At 32.7% G+C, this 17,949-nt stretch carries 13 protein-coding genes and 1 pseudogene; 10 read left to right on the top strand and 4 right to left on the bottom strand.

Going from position 1 to position 17,949, the window contains the following annotated elements; translation table 11 throughout:
* Positions 1-153: 153 nt before the first annotated feature.
* The 8 genes and pseudogenes from betA (at position 154) to HMPREF2897_RS01800 (ending at position 12,139) form a co-directional block, all read left to right on the top strand.
* Positions 154-1,872 carry a choline dehydrogenase gene (gene betA / locus HMPREF2897_RS01835; protein ID WP_001830593.1) on the top strand — a complete coding sequence of 573 codons (1,719 nt, stop codon included), beginning with the start codon at positions 154-156 and terminating at the stop codon, positions 1,870-1,872.
* Positions 1,873-2,714: 842 nt separating this feature from the next.
* Entirely contained in the window at positions 2,715-2,933 is a 219-nt protein-coding gene (locus tag HMPREF2897_RS01830; protein WP_002447038.1) for a sterile alpha motif-like domain-containing protein, read from the top strand.
* 27 nt (positions 2,934-2,960) lie between these two features.
* Positions 2,961-3,407 carry an antibiotic biosynthesis monooxygenase family protein gene (locus HMPREF2897_RS01825; protein ID WP_070592524.1) on the top strand — a complete coding sequence of 149 codons (447 nt, stop codon included), beginning with the start codon at positions 2,961-2,963 and terminating at the stop codon, positions 3,405-3,407.
* 317 nt (positions 3,408-3,724) lie between these two features.
* A complete protein-coding gene (gene mbcS, locus HMPREF2897_RS01820; RefSeq protein ID WP_002447040.1) occupies positions 3,725-5,305 on the top strand; it encodes an acyl-CoA synthetase MbcS in 1,581 nt (526 codons plus the stop codon).
* 362 nt (positions 5,306-5,667) lie between these two features.
* A complete protein-coding gene (ppdK, locus tag HMPREF2897_RS01815) occupies positions 5,668-8,295 on the top strand; it encodes a pyruvate, phosphate dikinase (protein ID WP_070592522.1) in 2,628 nt (875 codons plus the stop codon).
* A gap of 1 nt (position 8,296) precedes the next feature.
* Positions 8,297-9,115: a pyruvate, water dikinase regulatory protein gene (locus HMPREF2897_RS01810; RefSeq protein WP_002447042.1), complete on the top strand. Its 819-nt coding sequence runs from the start codon at positions 8,297-8,299 to the stop codon at positions 9,113-9,115.
* A 208-nt stretch (positions 9,116-9,323) separates the two neighbouring features.
* Complete coding sequence (lqo, locus tag HMPREF2897_RS01805; protein WP_001830651.1) at positions 9,324-10,823, top strand: L-lactate dehydrogenase (quinone); 1,500 nt, start codon at positions 9,324-9,326, stop codon at positions 10,821-10,823.
* A 426-nt stretch (positions 10,824-11,249) separates the two neighbouring features.
* Positions 11,250-12,139, top strand: a pseudogene (locus tag HMPREF2897_RS01800) (hypothetical protein).
* A gap of 132 nt (positions 12,140-12,271) precedes the next feature.
* Here HMPREF2897_RS01800 and HMPREF2897_RS01795 read toward each other — a convergent pair.
* Positions 12,272-13,162: a fructose bisphosphate aldolase gene (locus tag HMPREF2897_RS01795; protein WP_002458264.1), complete on the bottom strand. Its 891-nt coding sequence runs from the start codon at positions 13,160-13,162 to the stop codon at positions 12,272-12,274.
* A 317-nt stretch (positions 13,163-13,479) separates the two neighbouring features.
* A complete protein-coding gene (locus HMPREF2897_RS01790; RefSeq protein ID WP_002486869.1) occupies positions 13,480-14,841 on the bottom strand; it encodes an FAD-dependent oxidoreductase in 1,362 nt (453 codons plus the stop codon).
* 601 nt (positions 14,842-15,442) lie between these two features.
* On the opposite strand from HMPREF2897_RS01790, the gene HMPREF2897_RS12715 reads away from it, so the two are divergent.
* Positions 15,443-15,595, top strand: coding sequence for a hypothetical protein (locus tag HMPREF2897_RS12715; protein WP_371091733.1), 153 nt, complete (start codon positions 15,443-15,445; stop codon positions 15,593-15,595).
* Here HMPREF2897_RS12715 and HMPREF2897_RS01785 read toward each other — a convergent pair.
* Entirely contained in the window at positions 15,578-16,168 is a 591-nt protein-coding gene (locus HMPREF2897_RS01785; protein WP_002490686.1) for a hypothetical protein, read from the bottom strand. The two genes, HMPREF2897_RS12715 and HMPREF2897_RS01785, sit on opposite strands and share 18 nt — an antisense overlap.
* 322 nt (positions 16,169-16,490) lie before the next feature.
* Between HMPREF2897_RS01785 and HMPREF2897_RS01780 the strand changes: the two genes are divergently transcribed.
* The gene (locus HMPREF2897_RS01780) at positions 16,491-17,369 is read left to right on the top strand and encodes a hypothetical protein (protein ID WP_049383234.1); all 879 of its coding nucleotides are present in this window, start codon (positions 16,491-16,493) and stop codon (positions 17,367-17,369) included.
* Positions 17,370-17,472: 103 nt separating this feature from the next.
* On the opposite strand, the gene HMPREF2897_RS01775 is transcribed toward HMPREF2897_RS01780, so the two are convergent.
* On the bottom strand, positions 17,473-17,904 hold the full coding sequence (locus HMPREF2897_RS01775) for a hypothetical protein (RefSeq protein ID WP_049383235.1): 432 nt from the start codon (positions 17,902-17,904) through the stop codon (positions 17,473-17,475).
* Positions 17,905-17,949 lie beyond the last annotated feature (45 nt).

Raw genomic sequence — 17,949 nt, 5'->3', positions numbered from 1 at the left:
ATTGCTTTTATACAGTAAATGACCTATAAATACAAAATGCTACATGAAGTGAGTACTTACAAAGGTATAGTGCTCACTTCAATAAATGAAACCTTTTAAGAAAGAGATGTTAACAAACAAAGAAAACAAATCAATTTTTGGAGGTCTTTAACGATGAGAAGAAAACGCGATTCATACGATTATGTCATTATTGGTGGTGGTAGTGCAGGTTCAGTTCTTGGTGCACGCCTTTCAGAAGATAAAGATAAAAATGTTTTGGTATTAGAAGCTGGACGTAGTGACTATTTCTGGGATTTATTTATTCAAATGCCAGCAGCATTGATGTTCCCATCAGGTAATCGTTTTTATGACTGGGAATATCAAACTGACGAAGAACCACATATGGGACGTAGAGTTGATCATGCGAGAGGTAAAGTATTAGGTGGCTCAAGTTCTATTAACGGTATGATTTATCAACGAGGTAACCCAATGGACTATGAAGGATGGGCAGAACCTGAAGGAATGGATACATGGGACTTTGCGCATTGTCTACCATACTTCAAAAAGTTAGAAACAACATATGGTGCAGCGCCATATGATAAAGTTAGAGGTCATGATGGTCCAATCAAATTAAAACGTGGACCAGCTACTAATCCATTATTTAAATCATTCTTTAACGCAGGTGTTGAAGCGGGCTATCATAAAACTGCAGACGTTAATGGTTACAGACAAGAAGGATTTGGCCCATTTGATAGCCAAGTACATCATGGACGTCGTATGTCTGCTTCAAGAGCGTATCTACGCCCAGCATTAAGACGTAGAAACTTAGATGTTGAAACACGTGCGTTCGTAACAAAATTAATATTTGATGAAAATAATAGTAAAAAAGTAACAGGCGTGACTTTCAAGAAAAATGGTAAAGAACATACTGTTCATGCAAACGAAGTCATTTTATCTGGCGGTGCTTTCAATACGCCACAACTATTACAATTATCAGGTATTGGTGACTCAGAATTCTTAAAATCAAAAGGTATTGAACCACGTATGCATTTACCAGGTGTTGGTGAGAACTTCGAAGATCACTTAGAAGTATATATTCAACATAAATGTAAACAACCGGTTTCACTACAACCTAGCCTTGATGTTAAACGTATGCCGTTCATCGGTTTACAATGGATTTTTGCACGTAAAGGTGCAGCGGCGTCTAACCACTTTGAAGGTGGCGGCTTCGTAAGATCAAATGATGATGTTGATTATCCAAACCTCATGTTCCACTTCTTACCAATTGCTGTAAGATATGATGGTCAAAAAGCACCAGTAGCACATGGTTACCAAGTACATGTTGGACCAATGTACTCCAATTCAAGAGGTAGTTTGAAAATCAAATCTAAGGATCCATTTGAAAAACCAAGTATCGTGTTTAATTACTTATCTACGAAAGAAGACGAAAGAGAATGGGTTGAAGCAATCAGAGTAGCAAGAAATATCCTAAAACAAAAAGCTATGGATCCATTTAATGGTGGAGAAATTTCACCAGGACCACAAGTTCAAACGGATGAAGAAATTCTAGATTGGGTACGTAAAGATGGAGAAACTGCATTACATCCATCTTGTAGCGCGAAAATGGGACCTGCATCTGACCCAATGGCAGTAGTCGATCCTTTAACTATGAAAGTACATGGTATGGAAAATTTACGTGTCGTTGATGCTTCAGCAATGCCTAGAACAACAAATGGTAATATTCATGCGCCTGTATTGATGTTAGCTGAGAAAGCAGCGGACATTATTCGTGGTAGAAAACCGCTTGAACCTCAATATGTTGATTATTACAAACATGGTATTGACGATGAAAAAGCTGGTGCAATGGAAGACGATCCATTCTACCAATATTAAAATGGCTAATGAAAAGTTAAATTAAAAAATTTAATTACATGTGTATTTTTAGCTCTTTTATTCATTATTCATAAAATGACCTGAGACAAATCGTTGTCTCAGGTTTTTACATATATAACAGTAGTTATAAATGAAATTTCATTGAGCTTTCAAAGTGAGTATTTAGATGCGTCAAACATTAGTTCAAAATTATCTTGAAAAAACAGAGAAAGGTAGAAATCAGACGTTATTTACACAATACTCTGTATTTATTATTCAAGAAAAATGAAATACTACTATTACTTACTTTTATGAAGGCACGGATTGTTTAATTGAGGTGCATATACGAGCTAATGAAATTACATCTATAATCATTAAGACACCATCTTTGTTAAACCATAGTTATATGTAACGTCTTTGTCGCTCTATCAATATTAAAGAATTAGCCTTATTTTACCCTTCTGAAAATGAGGTAATGATGCATACTTGAGGTCATAATTTATAAATAATATATATGCTTATATTTAGAAAAGTAATAATTGAATAGTAAATGTTGCTTCAGATATTTACAAGATAATCAAGTCTCACATTTTGTGTGCCATAGAGATAATTATGTTTACTTCTATATGTAGTAGGTTTGATATTCTGTTTAATTAATTAGAGAAATTAAGAGCAATGATAAGTTTATGTTTTTTATGTGTCAACAACACTTTTCAGCTACTATATCACTTAGTTTCTCTTACTTTGATAAGTTATTAAGAATATATGTATAAGTGAAGTGCAAAGAGTGTCGGTTTGGATTTAATGTTTTATATAATAAATCATGGTAGTATGTATGTATATCATATTGAAGAGGTGATAGGGTGAGTTTTTATCATTTTATACAAAATTTCGTTGGTGATGAAACACCTTTAGGTAAACTAGCCGCATGGATTAACCAAGATGAAGATTTCCCTATGGAGGAAACAACAGCACATAATATATTAAACTATTTTAATCAGTTAAATTATTTTGATGACGATTGTATTGAAACTGTAAAACGCTCACTATCACTATATGAACAAAGTAAAGTAGCCCTATAATATTAAATTGAAATGAAGGGATGTCTTATGTTAGTTAGCGATACAAATAAAACATATATAATAGAAGAAACTCGTAATTCATTCACAATTGAAAGGAATAATGATCAACAACATTACGAAGTATTAGAATCAATTAACAGCTTATCTAATGATTCATTTTGTGTGTTAAATCACTTATTCGTCAATGAAGGTAATGAAGAGGTTTTTGAGTCACGGTTTTTAAAGAGAAATCAACATTTGCAAGATGTGTCTGGATTTAAAGCGCTAAGATTTCTTAGACCGGTAGTCAAAGGGAGACATTACATTATCATCACGCTATGGAACAGTAGACAAGCTTTCTATGATTGGCAAAATTCAAAAGCATATGCGCAAACTCATAAAAAACGTGGAACTCAAAAAGGTATCGATCATCGTATAGTCAATAGAGATTTATCCTATAATATAAGAATAGAGTTAGAAAGTCTTAATAACTAAATTTGTGTTGAATATATGAATGATAAAATATAAAAAACAGTATAATATGTTATTGAATTTATTAAGAATAAAAATTTGAGGATACTTTTAATGAATTGTACGCACGTAAAAGTCTATTTGACTTGTTCAAATAATATAAGATAAATGAATGTAACAAAAAGTTAATGATAAACCTGTACATTATTTTATGTTTCAGGTTTTTCTTATTTGAAAATTTGTTAGTTGATGATGTATGATATGAATGTTTTTAATAGGTTTGATAGATTATAAACCTTTGGTAGTTTTTAGATGAAAGTATATTGAAAGGAAGTACACTTATGAATAAATCAAATTTACTAGCACCTGAGAAATATAATATTGTTTCAGAAATAGAAAAATATGCTTCAGAAGATCATAAAAAAGCCATTATTTACAAGGATAACGAGCATGAAAATATTTCTGTAAGTTATAAAGAACTTATCAGTAATGCTAATAAAGTAGGGAATGTATTCCTCAATCATGGGCTAAAAAAGGGAGATAAAGTTCTCATCATGATGCCACGAGCAATCGTTACATATGAATTATATATTGCAGCATTGAAACTGGGTATAGCGATTGTTCCAAGTTCGGAAATGTTACGAACAAAAGATTTACAATATCGAATTACTCACGGTGAGATTGATGCAGTTATTTCATTTGATTCTCTAACTAAAGAATTCGAAAACGTTAAAGAATATGACCAATTAAAGAAATTTATAGTAGCTGGTCACAAAGAAGATTGGGTTTCAATAGAAGATGAAAAAGAAAAAGTAAGTGATGACCTTAAAGGCGCAGATACAACACGAGATGATTTGGCGATTCTTTCTTATACATCAGGTACAACAGGTAATCCAAAAGCAGTAACGCATTCACATGGATGGGGGTATGCCCATTTGCAAATGGCACCAAAACATTGGTTATGCATACAAGAGAATGATCTTGTATGGGCAACTGCAGCACCAGGGTGGCAAAAGTGGGTGTGGAGTCCATTCTTATCTGTTTTAGGGATGGGAGCAACAGCATTTGTCTATAACGGTCGTTTCCACCCTGAAACATATCTCGAGTTACTTCAAAATTATCAAATCAATGTTCTATGTTGTACACCAACAGAATATCGTATGATGGCTAAACTTAGTCATTTAGAACAGTATAATTTAGAACATTTACACAGTGCGGTGTCTGCGGGTGAACCTTTAAATCGAGAAGTTGTTGAACAATTTAAACGTCATTTTAATATTACTGTTCGAGATGGATATGGACAAACGGAAAGTACATTGTTGATTGGATTTCTAAAAGATACTGAACCACGTATGGGTTCAATGGGTAAAGGTATACCTGGTAGTTTTGTTACTGTCATTGATGATGATGGTAAAGAGGTTGGCCCAAATGTAAAAGGTAATATTGCCGTGCCTTTAGACTTACCAGCCTTATTTAAAGGTTATTTTAAAGATGAAGCACGCACAAAAGCAGCTTCAACAGGTGATTATTATGTTACTGGAGACCAAGCTCATATTGATAATGATGGTTATTTCTGGTTCGAAGGTCGCCGTGACGATATTATTATTAGTTCAGGATATACCATTGGACCTTTTGAAGTAGAAGATGCATTAACAAATCATGCAGCTGTTAAAGAATGTGCTGTTGTAGCAAGTCCGCATGACATTCGTGGAAATATTGTTAAAGCATTTATCATCTTGCAAGATGATTATGAAGCAAGTGATGAGTTAATCCAAGAATTACAAGTATTCTGTAAAAATGAAGTAGCACCGTATAAATATCCAAGAGCAATTGAATTTGTTGAAAATCTACCAAAAACAAATTCAGGTAAGATACGTCGCGTTGAATTACGTGATGCAGAAATTAAAAAATATAAACAATAGTATTCATCGCATTAAGTATGAATGAAAATATTTCCTGGGACACTTATACAATGTCTCAGGTTTTTTATTTTGACTATCAGAGACTAATATTAGAAATATGCATTAGTATAATTTAGTTAATGTCATGCGATAGGGAATTCAATATGAATTTTGTCCTGCTTTTTACGATTACATGAGTATAATCTCATCAATGATGAATTGAAAAATAGAATCATGAATAAAAAAGCATTAAATTAATACTTTTGACATATTTAGAACAAATTTAATGAAAGCCTTTTCTTAAAAGTGTTGTAATTCCTTTTCTATTATGACATACTTGTAAATAAATAGTATGACATAATAAAAATAAGAGGTGGTCAAGAATGACACAATTCGTTTATGCATTTAATGAAGGAAATATAGCTATGAAAGACTTACTTGGTGGTAAAGGTGCCAATCTTTCAGAGATGAAGAGACTCGGACTACCAGTACCTGATGGTTTTACAATTACGACTGAAGCTTGTATTACCTATTTAAAACAAAATGAAGAACTACCTACAGAAGTAAAGACACAATTAATTGATCATTTAGCAGCTTTTTCTAAACGAACAGGAAAGTCCTTTTCTTCTGATGACAACTTGTTATTAGTATCAGTACGTAGTGGTGCAAAAATTTCCATGCCAGGAATGATGGATACAATTCTTAACTTGGGACTTAATGATGATAATGTGAAAAAACTTGCTGACAAAACAAATGATGCGCGCTTTGCATATGATTGTTACCGTCGTTTACTACAAATGTTTGGAGAGGTTGTTTACGGTATTCCAATGACAGCTTTCGATACATATTTTAATGATTTTAAAACGAAGCATCGTTATCAAAATGATGCTGAAATTCCGGCAGAAGGACTACAAACTATATGTGAAAGATATAAAGAAATTTATGTAGAAGAGGCATATAAACCTTTTCCACAAGAACCGTTAAAGCAATTAGAAGAAGCAATTGAAGCAGTATTTAAATCTTGGGATAATGATCGTGCACGTGTATATAGAGATTTAAATGATATTCCACATGATATTGGTACAGCTGTAAATATTCAGGAAATGGTATTTGGTAATAGTGGTGCAAATAGTGGTACGGGTGTAGCATTTACAAGAAATCCAGTTACCGGAGAAAATCATTTATTCGGGGAGTACTTACTTAATGCTCAAGGTGAAGATGTTGTTGCAGGTATTCGTACCCCTAAGGATATTGACACTTTAAAACAACAAATGCCAGACGTGCATCAAGAGTTCGTTGATGTAACTAAACAACTTGAAAAGCATTACAAAGATATGCAAGATATAGAATTTACAATTGAAAATGGGAAACTTTATTTATTACAAACACGTAACGGAAAGCGCACTGCTAAAGCAGCAATAAAAATTGCTGTGGATTTAGTTCACGAGCAATTAATTACACGTGAAGAAGCAGTATCAAAAGTAGAAGTAAAATCAATCGACCAATTATTACATCCTAATTTTAATGAAGAGTCATTAAAGCAAGCGACAGTGGTTTCTAAAATGGGCTTACCAGCTAGTCCCGGTGCAGCAACAGGAAAAGTAGTCTTCTCTGCTGAAGAAGCAAAACTTCAAGCTGAAAATGGTAATAAAGTAGTGTTAATGCGACCGGAAACATCACCTGAAGATATTGAGGGGATGGTAGCAAGTGAAGCAATCGTAACAACTCATGGTGGTATGACATCACACGCTGCTGTTGTAGCAAGAGGAATGGGTAAATGTTGTGTGACAGGATGTTCGAATGTAGAGATAGATACAGTGAACAAAACAGTATATTATCCTGAAGGTGAATTACATGAAGGGGATATCGTTTCTGTAGATGGTTCAGCTGGTGATTTATATTTAGGAGCAATTGAAACAGTCAATGCTGAACATAGTGAAGAGTTCGATCAATTTATGACTTGGTCTGAAGAGATTGCAAGACTGCAAGTTAGAATGAATGCTGAAACACCACAAGATATAAAAGCTGGATATAATTTTGGCTCTAAAGGAATAGGTTTAGTTCGTACTGAGCACATGTTCTTTGGACCTGAACGTTTAATAGAAATGCGCCGTTTTATCTTAGCTTCAAATCATGACGAACGTGTACAAGCTTTAGAAAAAATTAAAACATATCAAGTAGAAGATTTTGAAACAATTTTCAGATTATCTCAAGATAGACCTACGATTGTTCGTTTACTTGATCCACCGTTACATGAGTTCTTGCCATCATCTGAAGAAGATATAAACAATGTTTCTCAACAGCTGAATGTATCTTCAGAGTTCTTACGCAAACGAATTGTTGACTTAAATGAAGTCAATCCAATGCTTGGTCATCGTGGTTGTCGTTTGGCTGTGACTTATCCAGAGTTATATGAGATGCAAGTTGAAGCTATCATTGAAAGTGTTATTAAGCTTCAAAAAGAGGGGATAACGTGCCTGCCAGAAATTATGATTCCTCTCGTGTCAACAGTAGAAGAATTTACAACTTTAAAAGAACGATTAGTTAATACAATTACACATTTAGAAAAAGAATCTCAACAAGATATACAATATATGATAGGTACTATGATTGAAACGCCTAGAGCATGCTTGATTGCGAATGACCTTGCGAAACATTGTGATTTCTTCAGTTTTGGTACTAATGATTTAACACAATTGACATTTGGTTTCTCTAGAGATGATGCAGGAAAATTCATAAATGTGTATACTGAAAATAACATTTTACAGCTTGACCCATTCCAAACTTTAGATAGAGAAGGTGTAGGACGACTAATTCAATTAGCCGTTGAACAAGCTAAAAATACCAATCCAGAGATTAAAATTGGTGTATGTGGTGAGCTTGGTGGCGATGCAAAATCAATTCGTCAATTTAACCAATGGGGAATTGATTATGTTTCATGTTCACCATTTAGAGTTCCGGGTGCAATTTTAGCTACAGCTCAGAGTCAAGCGGAGGAAAGCGAGCGATAAGGTGAAGGATAATAATGAAGTATTAAAGTTATTTATAGTTTCAGATTCAATAGGAGAAACAGCGCAACGGATGATTCATGCAACGTTGACACAGTTTCCAGATTTAACTCAAGTAGAAATTAAGAAATTTCCGTATATTAAGGACGAACAAGAATTTTTAAATGTCTTACAATTAGCTAAAGAACAGAATGCAATTGTTGCAACAACATTAGTGAGTGAGTCATTTAATGCATTAGGTCATCAGTTTGCAAATGAACATCAAATTCCCTATGTAGATTACATGTCTGAGTTAATTAGTATAATTAAAAAACATACACACGCTAAACCATTAATGGAAAGTGGTGCGTTGCGTAAGCTTAATGATGAGTATTTTAAGCGTATAGAAGCAATTGAGTATTCAGTGAAATATGATGATGGTAAGCATTTTACAGATATTGGAGAAGCGGATGCTTTAATAGTAGGTGTATCACGTACCTCTAAAACGCCATTAAGTATGTACTTAGCTAATAAAGGATATAAGATTGCAAATATTCCTTTAGTCCCTGAAGTGGCTATTCCAGATAATGTATTTCAACAAAAGAATTTAAAGGTATTTGGATTAACAGCAAGTCCCAATTATATCGCAAATATACGACGTAATCGTGCAGAAACATTAGGACTATCTTCAGAATCTAATTACAATAGTTTAGAGCGTATCAAAAAAGAATTATCTTATGCTGAAGAAGTTTTTAGAAAATTAAATGCAACGGTAATTAATACAGAATATAAATCGATAGAGGAATCGGCATTTTATATTGAAAAGTTTTTAGCTAAACGTTAAATTTTCATAAAAATATATATCATAAAATTGTCATAAATTTACTATTAACAATTTACTTTTCAAAGTGCTTGCTTTAACATATATATGTAAAAGCTATTAGATTTGATTCTTTTCTAAGGTTTTGAGGTTATAAAGTAATATAACAAGAATGATGACGTCTAATTAGCTGGAAAGCAATTTGATAACTACTACATAAGAGGTGAACATTATGGCTATGTCTGACAAAAAAGACGTCGTGTTAATCGGTGCCGGTGTACTAAGTACTACATTTGGTTCTATGTTGAAAACGATTGCACCTGATTGGGACATTCATTTATATGAACGTCTAGATCGTCCTGGTATTGAAAGTTCAAATGAACGTAACAATGCAGGAACAGGGCATGCAGCTTTATGTGAATTGAACTATACTGTACAACAACCTGATGGTTCAATTGATATTGAAAAAGCTAAAGAAATTAATGAACAATTTGAAATTTCTAAACAATTCTGGGGTCATTTAGTTAAATCAGGAGAAATTCAAAATCCTAAAGAATTTATTAATCCATTACCTCATATTAGTTTTGTTCGTGGTAAAAATAACGTTAAATTCTTAAAAGATCGTTATGAAGCGATGAAGCAATTCCCTATGTTCGATAATATCGAATATACTGAAGATATTGAAGAAATGAGAAAATGGATTCCATTAATGATGAAAGGCCGTGAAGATAAGGGCTACATGGCAGCGAGTAAAATAGACGAAGGCACTGACGTAAACTACGGTGAATTAACTCGTAAAATGGCTCAAAATCTTAAAAACTCACCAAACGTTGAAGTGCAATACAAACATGAAGTTGTTGATTTTGAACGTTTGTCTAATGGTAAATGGTCAGTTAAAATTAAAAATCTAAATAATGGACAAGTATTCGAACATCAAACTGATTATGTGTTTATCGGTGCTGGTGGTGGCGCAATTCCACTATTACAAAAAACTGGCATTCCAGAAAGTAAACATTTAGGTGGATTCCCAATCAGTGGACAATTTATTGCTTGTACAAATCCACAAGTTATTGAACAACACGATGCCAAAGTTTATGGTAAAGAACCACCTGGTACACCACCAATGACGGTACCTCACTTAGATACACGTTACATTGATGGTGAAAGAACATTATTATTTGGGCCATTTGCAAACGTGGGGCCTAAATTCCTAAAACATGGTTCTAACTTGGATTTATTCAAATCAATTAAACCATATAACATTACGACTTTACTTGCTTCTGCAGTTAAAAACTTACCATTAATTAAGTATTCATTTGACCAAGTCATTATGACAAAAGAAGGTTGTATGAACCATTTACGTACGTTCTATCCTGAAGCGCGTGATGAAGATTGGCAAGTTTACACAGCTGGTAAACGTGTACAAGTTATTAAAGATACTGAAGAGAATGGTAAAGGATTTATCCAATTTGGTACTGAAGTGGTTAATTCTGAAGACCACTCAGTTATTGCATTACTAGGCGAATCACCAGGAGCATCAACTTCAGTATCAGTAGCACTAGAAGTTTTAGAGAAAAACTTCCCTGAATACGCGAAAGACTGGGAACCTAAAATCAAGAAAATGATTCCTTCATATGGTGAATCACTTATTGATGATGTTCAATTAATGAGAAAAATACGTAAACAAACATCTAAAGATCTTGAATTAGGGTTCTATAATAAAGCAAAATAAAAAGATATAGCGTTATCTATTATTCCTTATTAGGTAAAGTTGCTGTATTTAATCTTTTAAATGCCTGAGACAATGAGTGTCTCAGGCATTTTTATATATTAACAGTCGATGGCTAATTTGCAGATGAAAGGGATTTAAATCAAGATTGTTAACTATCATATCCTATGATAAGGCAGCGAAAAAATTTCAATACAAAGTATATTTCATATCTTTTCTTTAATTGATAGATAATTAATGAAAATTCATTTTGTAAAATTAATAAATAAAAATATGTATAGGTAACTATATATTCAAAACCTTAAATAGTGTATTATAAAGTTATAAATAGCAATTTAAAACTAATCAATATTTAATTGTTATTTCTCTGTATATAAAAATTAAAAGGAGATAGAATATGAAAAAATTTTTGGAATTTTATTAATTGTGATGTCAATTGCTCTTGTGGGATGTTCAAATAGCAATGATTCAGATCAATCTTCTAATGAAAAGTCATCATCAAAAAGCTCGGAGAAAAAAACGGACGTGGCGACTGAATATACAAAAGAGGACGAATATAAAGAACTAGAAAAAGAAGCTAAGGATCTTAAACAAAAGCCAGTTCTTAATGAAATCGATGCACTTATTACAGAAAAAGGTTTTACAAATAAAACGGGATTGCAAGGCTGGGAAGACTATAAAAAATTAGTGGATAAGGTAACACTTGCAGATTATAAATATACAAAAGAATCTAAAGGGTCATCTATTGAAGAAGTTAATAAGTTCTTTAAAGATAAAAAAGGTGTAGAGATTAAACGAATGAAAAGTAAGGAAAAAATATTAAGCATATCAATTATATGTATGTAGATCCAGATGGTAAAAAAACAGGTAAAAATAAGCAACCTATGTCCTACGCTCAAATACTTGCAACATTTAAAGAAGGTAAATTAGTAGCTACAAATATTCAACCTGGATTTTTTGCTTTAGACAAAAAGAAAATGGTTAAAGCTAAAGACTTAGAAGAAGTTAAGACATTGGAAGATTTAACGCGTTTGAAAGATCCTAAAGCGACATCATATGGTATTTTACAGACGAAATATAAAGGAAAACCATACACTCAAGTTTCAATATTAGGCAGTGATTCTGATGAAGAGAATGATATTTCCTCAGCCATATTAGCTTATTATCTATTTTCACCAACGGAATTAGATAGTGATGATAATCATAAATACGTTGAAGTTGCATCAGCGCCATTCTTAAGTGCTCAAAACGATTTTTCATCTTATCAACTTGGTGTATTTAAAAAAATTATCGAAAGTAGTATGTCGTTCGATGAATAATCAAAGGACAAAATGTGTGTAAAGTATAAAAAAACCGTGTGGTCAGATTAATCTACCACACGGTTTTAATATTTCTCTAGACAATGTGATGTTGTTTAGAGAAAACATTGTTCGTTATGAACTGATAAATAATTAGTTTTTATTTACTGACGCATCATAGATTGAATCTACAGCATCGCCTAATGCTTTATCGAATTCTTCTTGTGATTGGCTAGCACGTAAGTCACTTGCTAATGCACGTGAGAAGCTTGCAATTAATTCATCGTTATCTTTTAACAATTTGTTAGCTTCATCTCGGCTGTAACCACCTGATAATACTACTACACGTACAACATTAGGGTGGTCAGCTAATTCTTTATATAAGTTAGCTTCAGTAGGAATAGTTAATTTTAGCATAACTAATTGATCATCGTTTAATGAATCTAAACCTTTTTTGATTTCAGCTTTTAAAACTTTCTCAATTTCAGATTTATCTTTAGCGTTAATATTAACTTCTGGTTCGATAATAGGTACTAAACCTTTAGCGATGATTTTTTTAGCGAATTCAAATTGTTGTTCAACAACATCTTTGATTCCTTGTTCATTAAGTTCAAGGATGTTAGAACGCATTTTAGTACCGAAGATATGACGTTCATTTGCACGATCTAAAGTTTCATCTAAATCATCAATTGGTTTCATTAATTGCACGCCATTTTTCTCTTCAGCAAGACCTTTGTCGACTTTTAAGAAAGGAACAACGCCTTTGTCCGCTAAATAGTCTCCAGTGTATTTACCTTCAACTTCGCGATCCATAGTTTGTTCGAATAAAATCGCACCTAAAATTTTATCAGGTGAAAATGAAGGTGAAGTTACAACGCGTGTACGCATATCGTGAACAAGTTGGAACATTTCGTCTTCATTACTGTATTGGTCTTCATTCACACCATATTCTTTAAGTGCTTTAGGTGTACTACCACCACTTTGGTCTAATGCAGCAATGAATCCTTTACCATGAGTCATTTTTTCTAATTGTTCTTTATTCATACTTTCCACTCCTTAATATAACTTTCATATACAGTATGATAAAAATTACTTTTTATCTCAAGTTTTTCTACTTAAAAATGATGAAAAATCACATAATTGTTGTAATTAACTATGATTTAGATGTGTAAAATGTAAATAAATCGTAACAATGATTTTCCTTAAATGCATCATTTCGTCAGAAACACCGACGAATAGAATTGAAGAAGTTTAACTGGTATTGGATATTTAACTATCAATTGATAAAGGTTAAATCAACCTAGGACAACATTAGATATCCTAGGCTTATAAGTACTTTTTCCTATATCAGATTAAGAGATTTAGAATAACATCTTATCGCTACCAAATGTATCTCCCAATGCTTGTTGGGCTAACACATTAAGGTAATGCCATGGTCTATCATAATCAGGTTGGAAGAAGAAATCTTGGACAGCGAGCTGTTCAAGTGTGAAACCAGCAGATATTACTACTGAAATAGTATTAATAGAAGCAGTAATATCTTCTTTTGACATGACTTGACCACCAAGTATACGATGAGTGTCTTTATCATAAATAATTTTCATATGAATTTTCGTATCATCTTGCATAAATTGAGGACGAATCAATTCTTCTACGTATGTTTGACCTAAATTGCCATCATAATTATCGATTTCTGTACCATGAATGCCAGTCTGTCCAAATTTATAATCAAATAATTGTAAACCTGAAGTACCAGAAACGCGTGGCATTGTCATTTCTTTACCCAACATGTTTTTTGCTGCGACAACGCCTTGACGTCTTGAATTTGTTGCTAATGCAATATAACGATCCTCAGATACTGGTGCAAAAGGAACTAATGTCGCATCGCCACCTGCATAGACATCTTTAGCAGATGTTTGTTGTTGGTGATTAATGTTTATAATTCCTTTTTTACCTAAATCTATTTTATCTTTTAGCCACTCGGTAGCCGGTTCGACACCTACAGCAAATAAGACAGTATCTGCGTCATATTCATTTTTGTCGGTAACTACAGTAGTTACTTCGCCATTTTGATTTCCTGAAAGTGATTGTACTGTTTCGCCACCTTTAAAATGAAGACCGTGTTGCTGTGCATTTGTTTCTAATACGTCTGTAAACTCTTTATCTAAGTAAGTGTTTAATATACGATCAGCGACATCTACGATTGTAGTATCTATGCCTGCTTTAGCAAAAGCTTCAGCAGCTTCAATACCTATATAGCCACCTCCGACTACAACAGCCTTTTTGGCATCTTTCATGCGTTCTTTAATTTGATTTGCCCAATCGCGTCCACGCATAAATAATACATGTTTATATTTTTCAATTCCATCGACTGGAGGTGTAACAGGTTTACCGCCGGGACTTAGGAACAATTTATCATAAGAATAAGTTGATGTTTGACCTTGGTGTTCAACTGTAACAGTCTTATTGTCAGTATCTAAATCTGTGACTGTGCTATTCGTATGAATGTTTACACCTTGTGCCTTATAAGAGTCAACGGATGCGTAATGTAAATCATCTAGTGATGATGAGATGTCTTCAAGATAACTTTGAATACCACAAGATAAAAAGGACGGTTGATCTGCACTTTCAAAAACTTGAATATCAGCATTTTCATCTTCTTTAAGCAATGTTTGGATTACTTCATATCCTGAATGAGATGTACCTACCACAATATATTTCATTATGATGTCCTCCTTTTATTTATAAAAACGTATAGATTACGTTAGTTTTAGCAATTACATTATGATGTTTACCCAGGTAGTTAAATTCTATTCAACGTTATTGAAAAAGTGATATATATTTCAAAATTTTGTAAAAGAATTGGAGGTTCGTTCATGTTCGATTAATATGAAACTTAAGTCATTGACTCAAGGATTTTTACATATGGGTAGTCGATAGTGGATTAAAATGCGCTATTATCAAGCTTGTTTCAATATTTATGTTATTGGTAGGAGAGTGTGTTCAAAATATTTTACAAATATTGAAATTAAAAGGAGAGATTGGCACATAATTTCTAGCAAAATAACCAGTAAATGAGTTTTTTATAAATTCATTTACTGGCTCCTTTATTTACAATAGTTCGTATTGTTGGATTGCTTTCTTAGGGAACAGCTTCATCCTGTAGTCTTCAGCTTGTCCTGTTCCCTCAGGAGTATCGCCAAAATACTTTGTGTTTATATGTCATTTTACATTGAAATACTAAAAAAATAAGGCCCTTTCGTATAATTTAATAAATACCACTAAACTAAATTAACGAGGTGCCTAATATATAAAGATTATAATATGACTCAACTTACTTTACCAAAGGATACTTCAGTTCTTATCCCCACAAATGATTTTGTAGAAACAATTCCTAAGACTGAATTCAGACATCATCGTGGTGCAACATTATACTATCCCAAAATGATATTCAAAGAACTATGTCATTTTACGTAAAGGTTGATGGTAAAGTGCAATGAAACCAGCAGTGAGTAAAAATAGACTTATTATACCATTTGTATTGAAATTTTTATCTTTCATACCAGTATTCGGTAGCATATCAGATGAGCTTTGTTGTGGTAAGTCAGAAGATTGAACTTGACCTACGTAATATGAATTGAGTTCACGTGTGCTATCCACTGCATGTGTCTGTTGAGTAGAGTGTTGTTTTACTTGTGAAGATGTTGTAGCAATATCTTGTGCAACATAGCATTGTGGTGTATTGAGTTGACTATATTCTCCATAATCTCCACTTTTATATAGCACCACACCATTTTTGTATACTTTATAAGTACCGACACCAGCACCAGATTTATTATTGATATCAATTGTGAAATAATCCCCTTTATCCTTAACTTTTTTGAAATTTTGTAAGTCCGGATTGCCACCACTATTTTTCATAGCTTGAATTGCTACAGCTTGTGCATCATGAGATGTTACTTCGGCTGCATGTGTCGTTGTGTCATTGACACTTGGAAATAATAATAATCCTGTTAATACAGTCGTTGCAATTAGAGAAATCTTTTTCACATTGATAACCCCATTTCGAATTGATGATATATGATGTATTTAAATTACTTTACGATTATAGTTTAGCACCTTGATTGCGAGATAATAGTGGTTTAAAAGAATTCAAACACAAATTTTAAGATACGTTAAAAATCTTAATAATTATAAATCATTGCTGATGATACAGCAGTAAAAAAGACGTCAAGTATTGCTTAGTAAATAGCGAATTTTTAATAATCTGTTAAATTGTTGTACATTTTTAAAAATAGTTAGTTTATAATTATTTTATAAAGTGGTTTATTTTGTTGTGTTAAATAGATTAGAATGTAGGGGAGTATTTGAATTGAAGAAATTAGCAGTGATATGTGCGTTTACAGTATTAATATTAGCCGGTTGTGGTCTTGGAGATAGTGATAATAAAGGAAGCTCAACGATAAATGATGATCAACAATCAGGGGATAAAAATAACAGAGATTCAAAATCAAGTACAAGTAGAAATCAAACAGGAGGTAATCAGCAAGACACACAACAAGATACCCATTCGAATAAATACTATGCTCAAGTTTGGTTAACTGCTTTAGATAGCTATAGAGGTGATAGTGACCTTCCTTTTGACGATTTAGAAATTGTACATCAAAATATTTCTAATAAAGTTTTAGATCCCTATCACCCAGACGAATCAGCTAAACTACCTGAAGGAACAGAATTGTTAACAGCAAGTGTTACTGCAGCAGGTTCAGTTTATTATAAAAATAATGGAGATGGCACAATTACAATATATAATGTACCATCACATTTTCAAGGGAGTTGGCGTGACGCTGATTACTCTAAAAGAGAATCTCAGCGCATTATAGATGATGCTCGTACAGTTAAGTTATACAACGCAAGTGAAAGTGAAATCAATAAGATAAGTCAGATGATGAGGACTCAATTTTCAGTTGGCGATAATTTAAAAGATGAAGATGATACTTCTGAAACGGAAAATCAATCAAGCAGTTCTGATGAAGTAACGGTGACACGAAGTAATGTTATCGATATAGTTGAGGACTACGAAGGGCATCAATTAGATACAGACACATATATTTACAAAGAACCAGAAAAAGATAGTGATGGTAGTTGGGGGTTCTCGTTTACAGATAAAGAAGGTCATTTAGAAGGATCTTATATTATCGATAAAGATGGAGAAGTAACGAAGTATGATGAAGATGGAGAGCCAGAATAACTAATAGGGCAGTAGAGATATCATAGTCTAATTATCTATGATGTTTCTACTGCCAATATTTATTTTATAATATGTAAAAGACATTGAGAAATGAGTTTTAAAATCATAAAGTTTTTTTCGAAATGATAGGTAGACAACTCGCCATTAAAATGACGAAAAAAAGATGTGCAACTAACCACCATGCAAATTCGTTCCAACTAAAGGAAAAAATTGAGCGTTGCGCAAGAAAAACGAGAAGTGGATACATCAAAGCAAATATTAATACTAAAAGTAAGTATGCTAGACGATACAAGAATTTTGAATAATGATAGATAATTAAAAAGGTGATATAAATCAATATTCCAATACTTAAATGAATCAGTACTTCGATAATTGTTGGCACTTCATCAGGGTTGATTAAAAAATCAATATTGAGTAATAACTGAGTTAAGTGTGTGTTTTGTAGTAACACATCCATTAATATAGTTAAAATAAGTAATAGCACGCTAATCGTGGTTGCGTATAATAAATGATAAAATATTTTTAACCCATTCATATTAATATCCTCCGTAAAATATTTTATTCTATATTCCCTTTAAAC

This window comes from Staphylococcus sp. HMSC065D05, assembly GCF_001813195.1.
In the GTDB taxonomy this organism is placed as follows: Bacteria; Bacillota; Bacilli; order Staphylococcales; family Staphylococcaceae; genus Staphylococcus; species Staphylococcus epidermidis.
The sequence above is the reverse complement of the archived record's forward strand: the minus strand, read 5'-3'. Positions and strand labels throughout refer to the sequence as shown.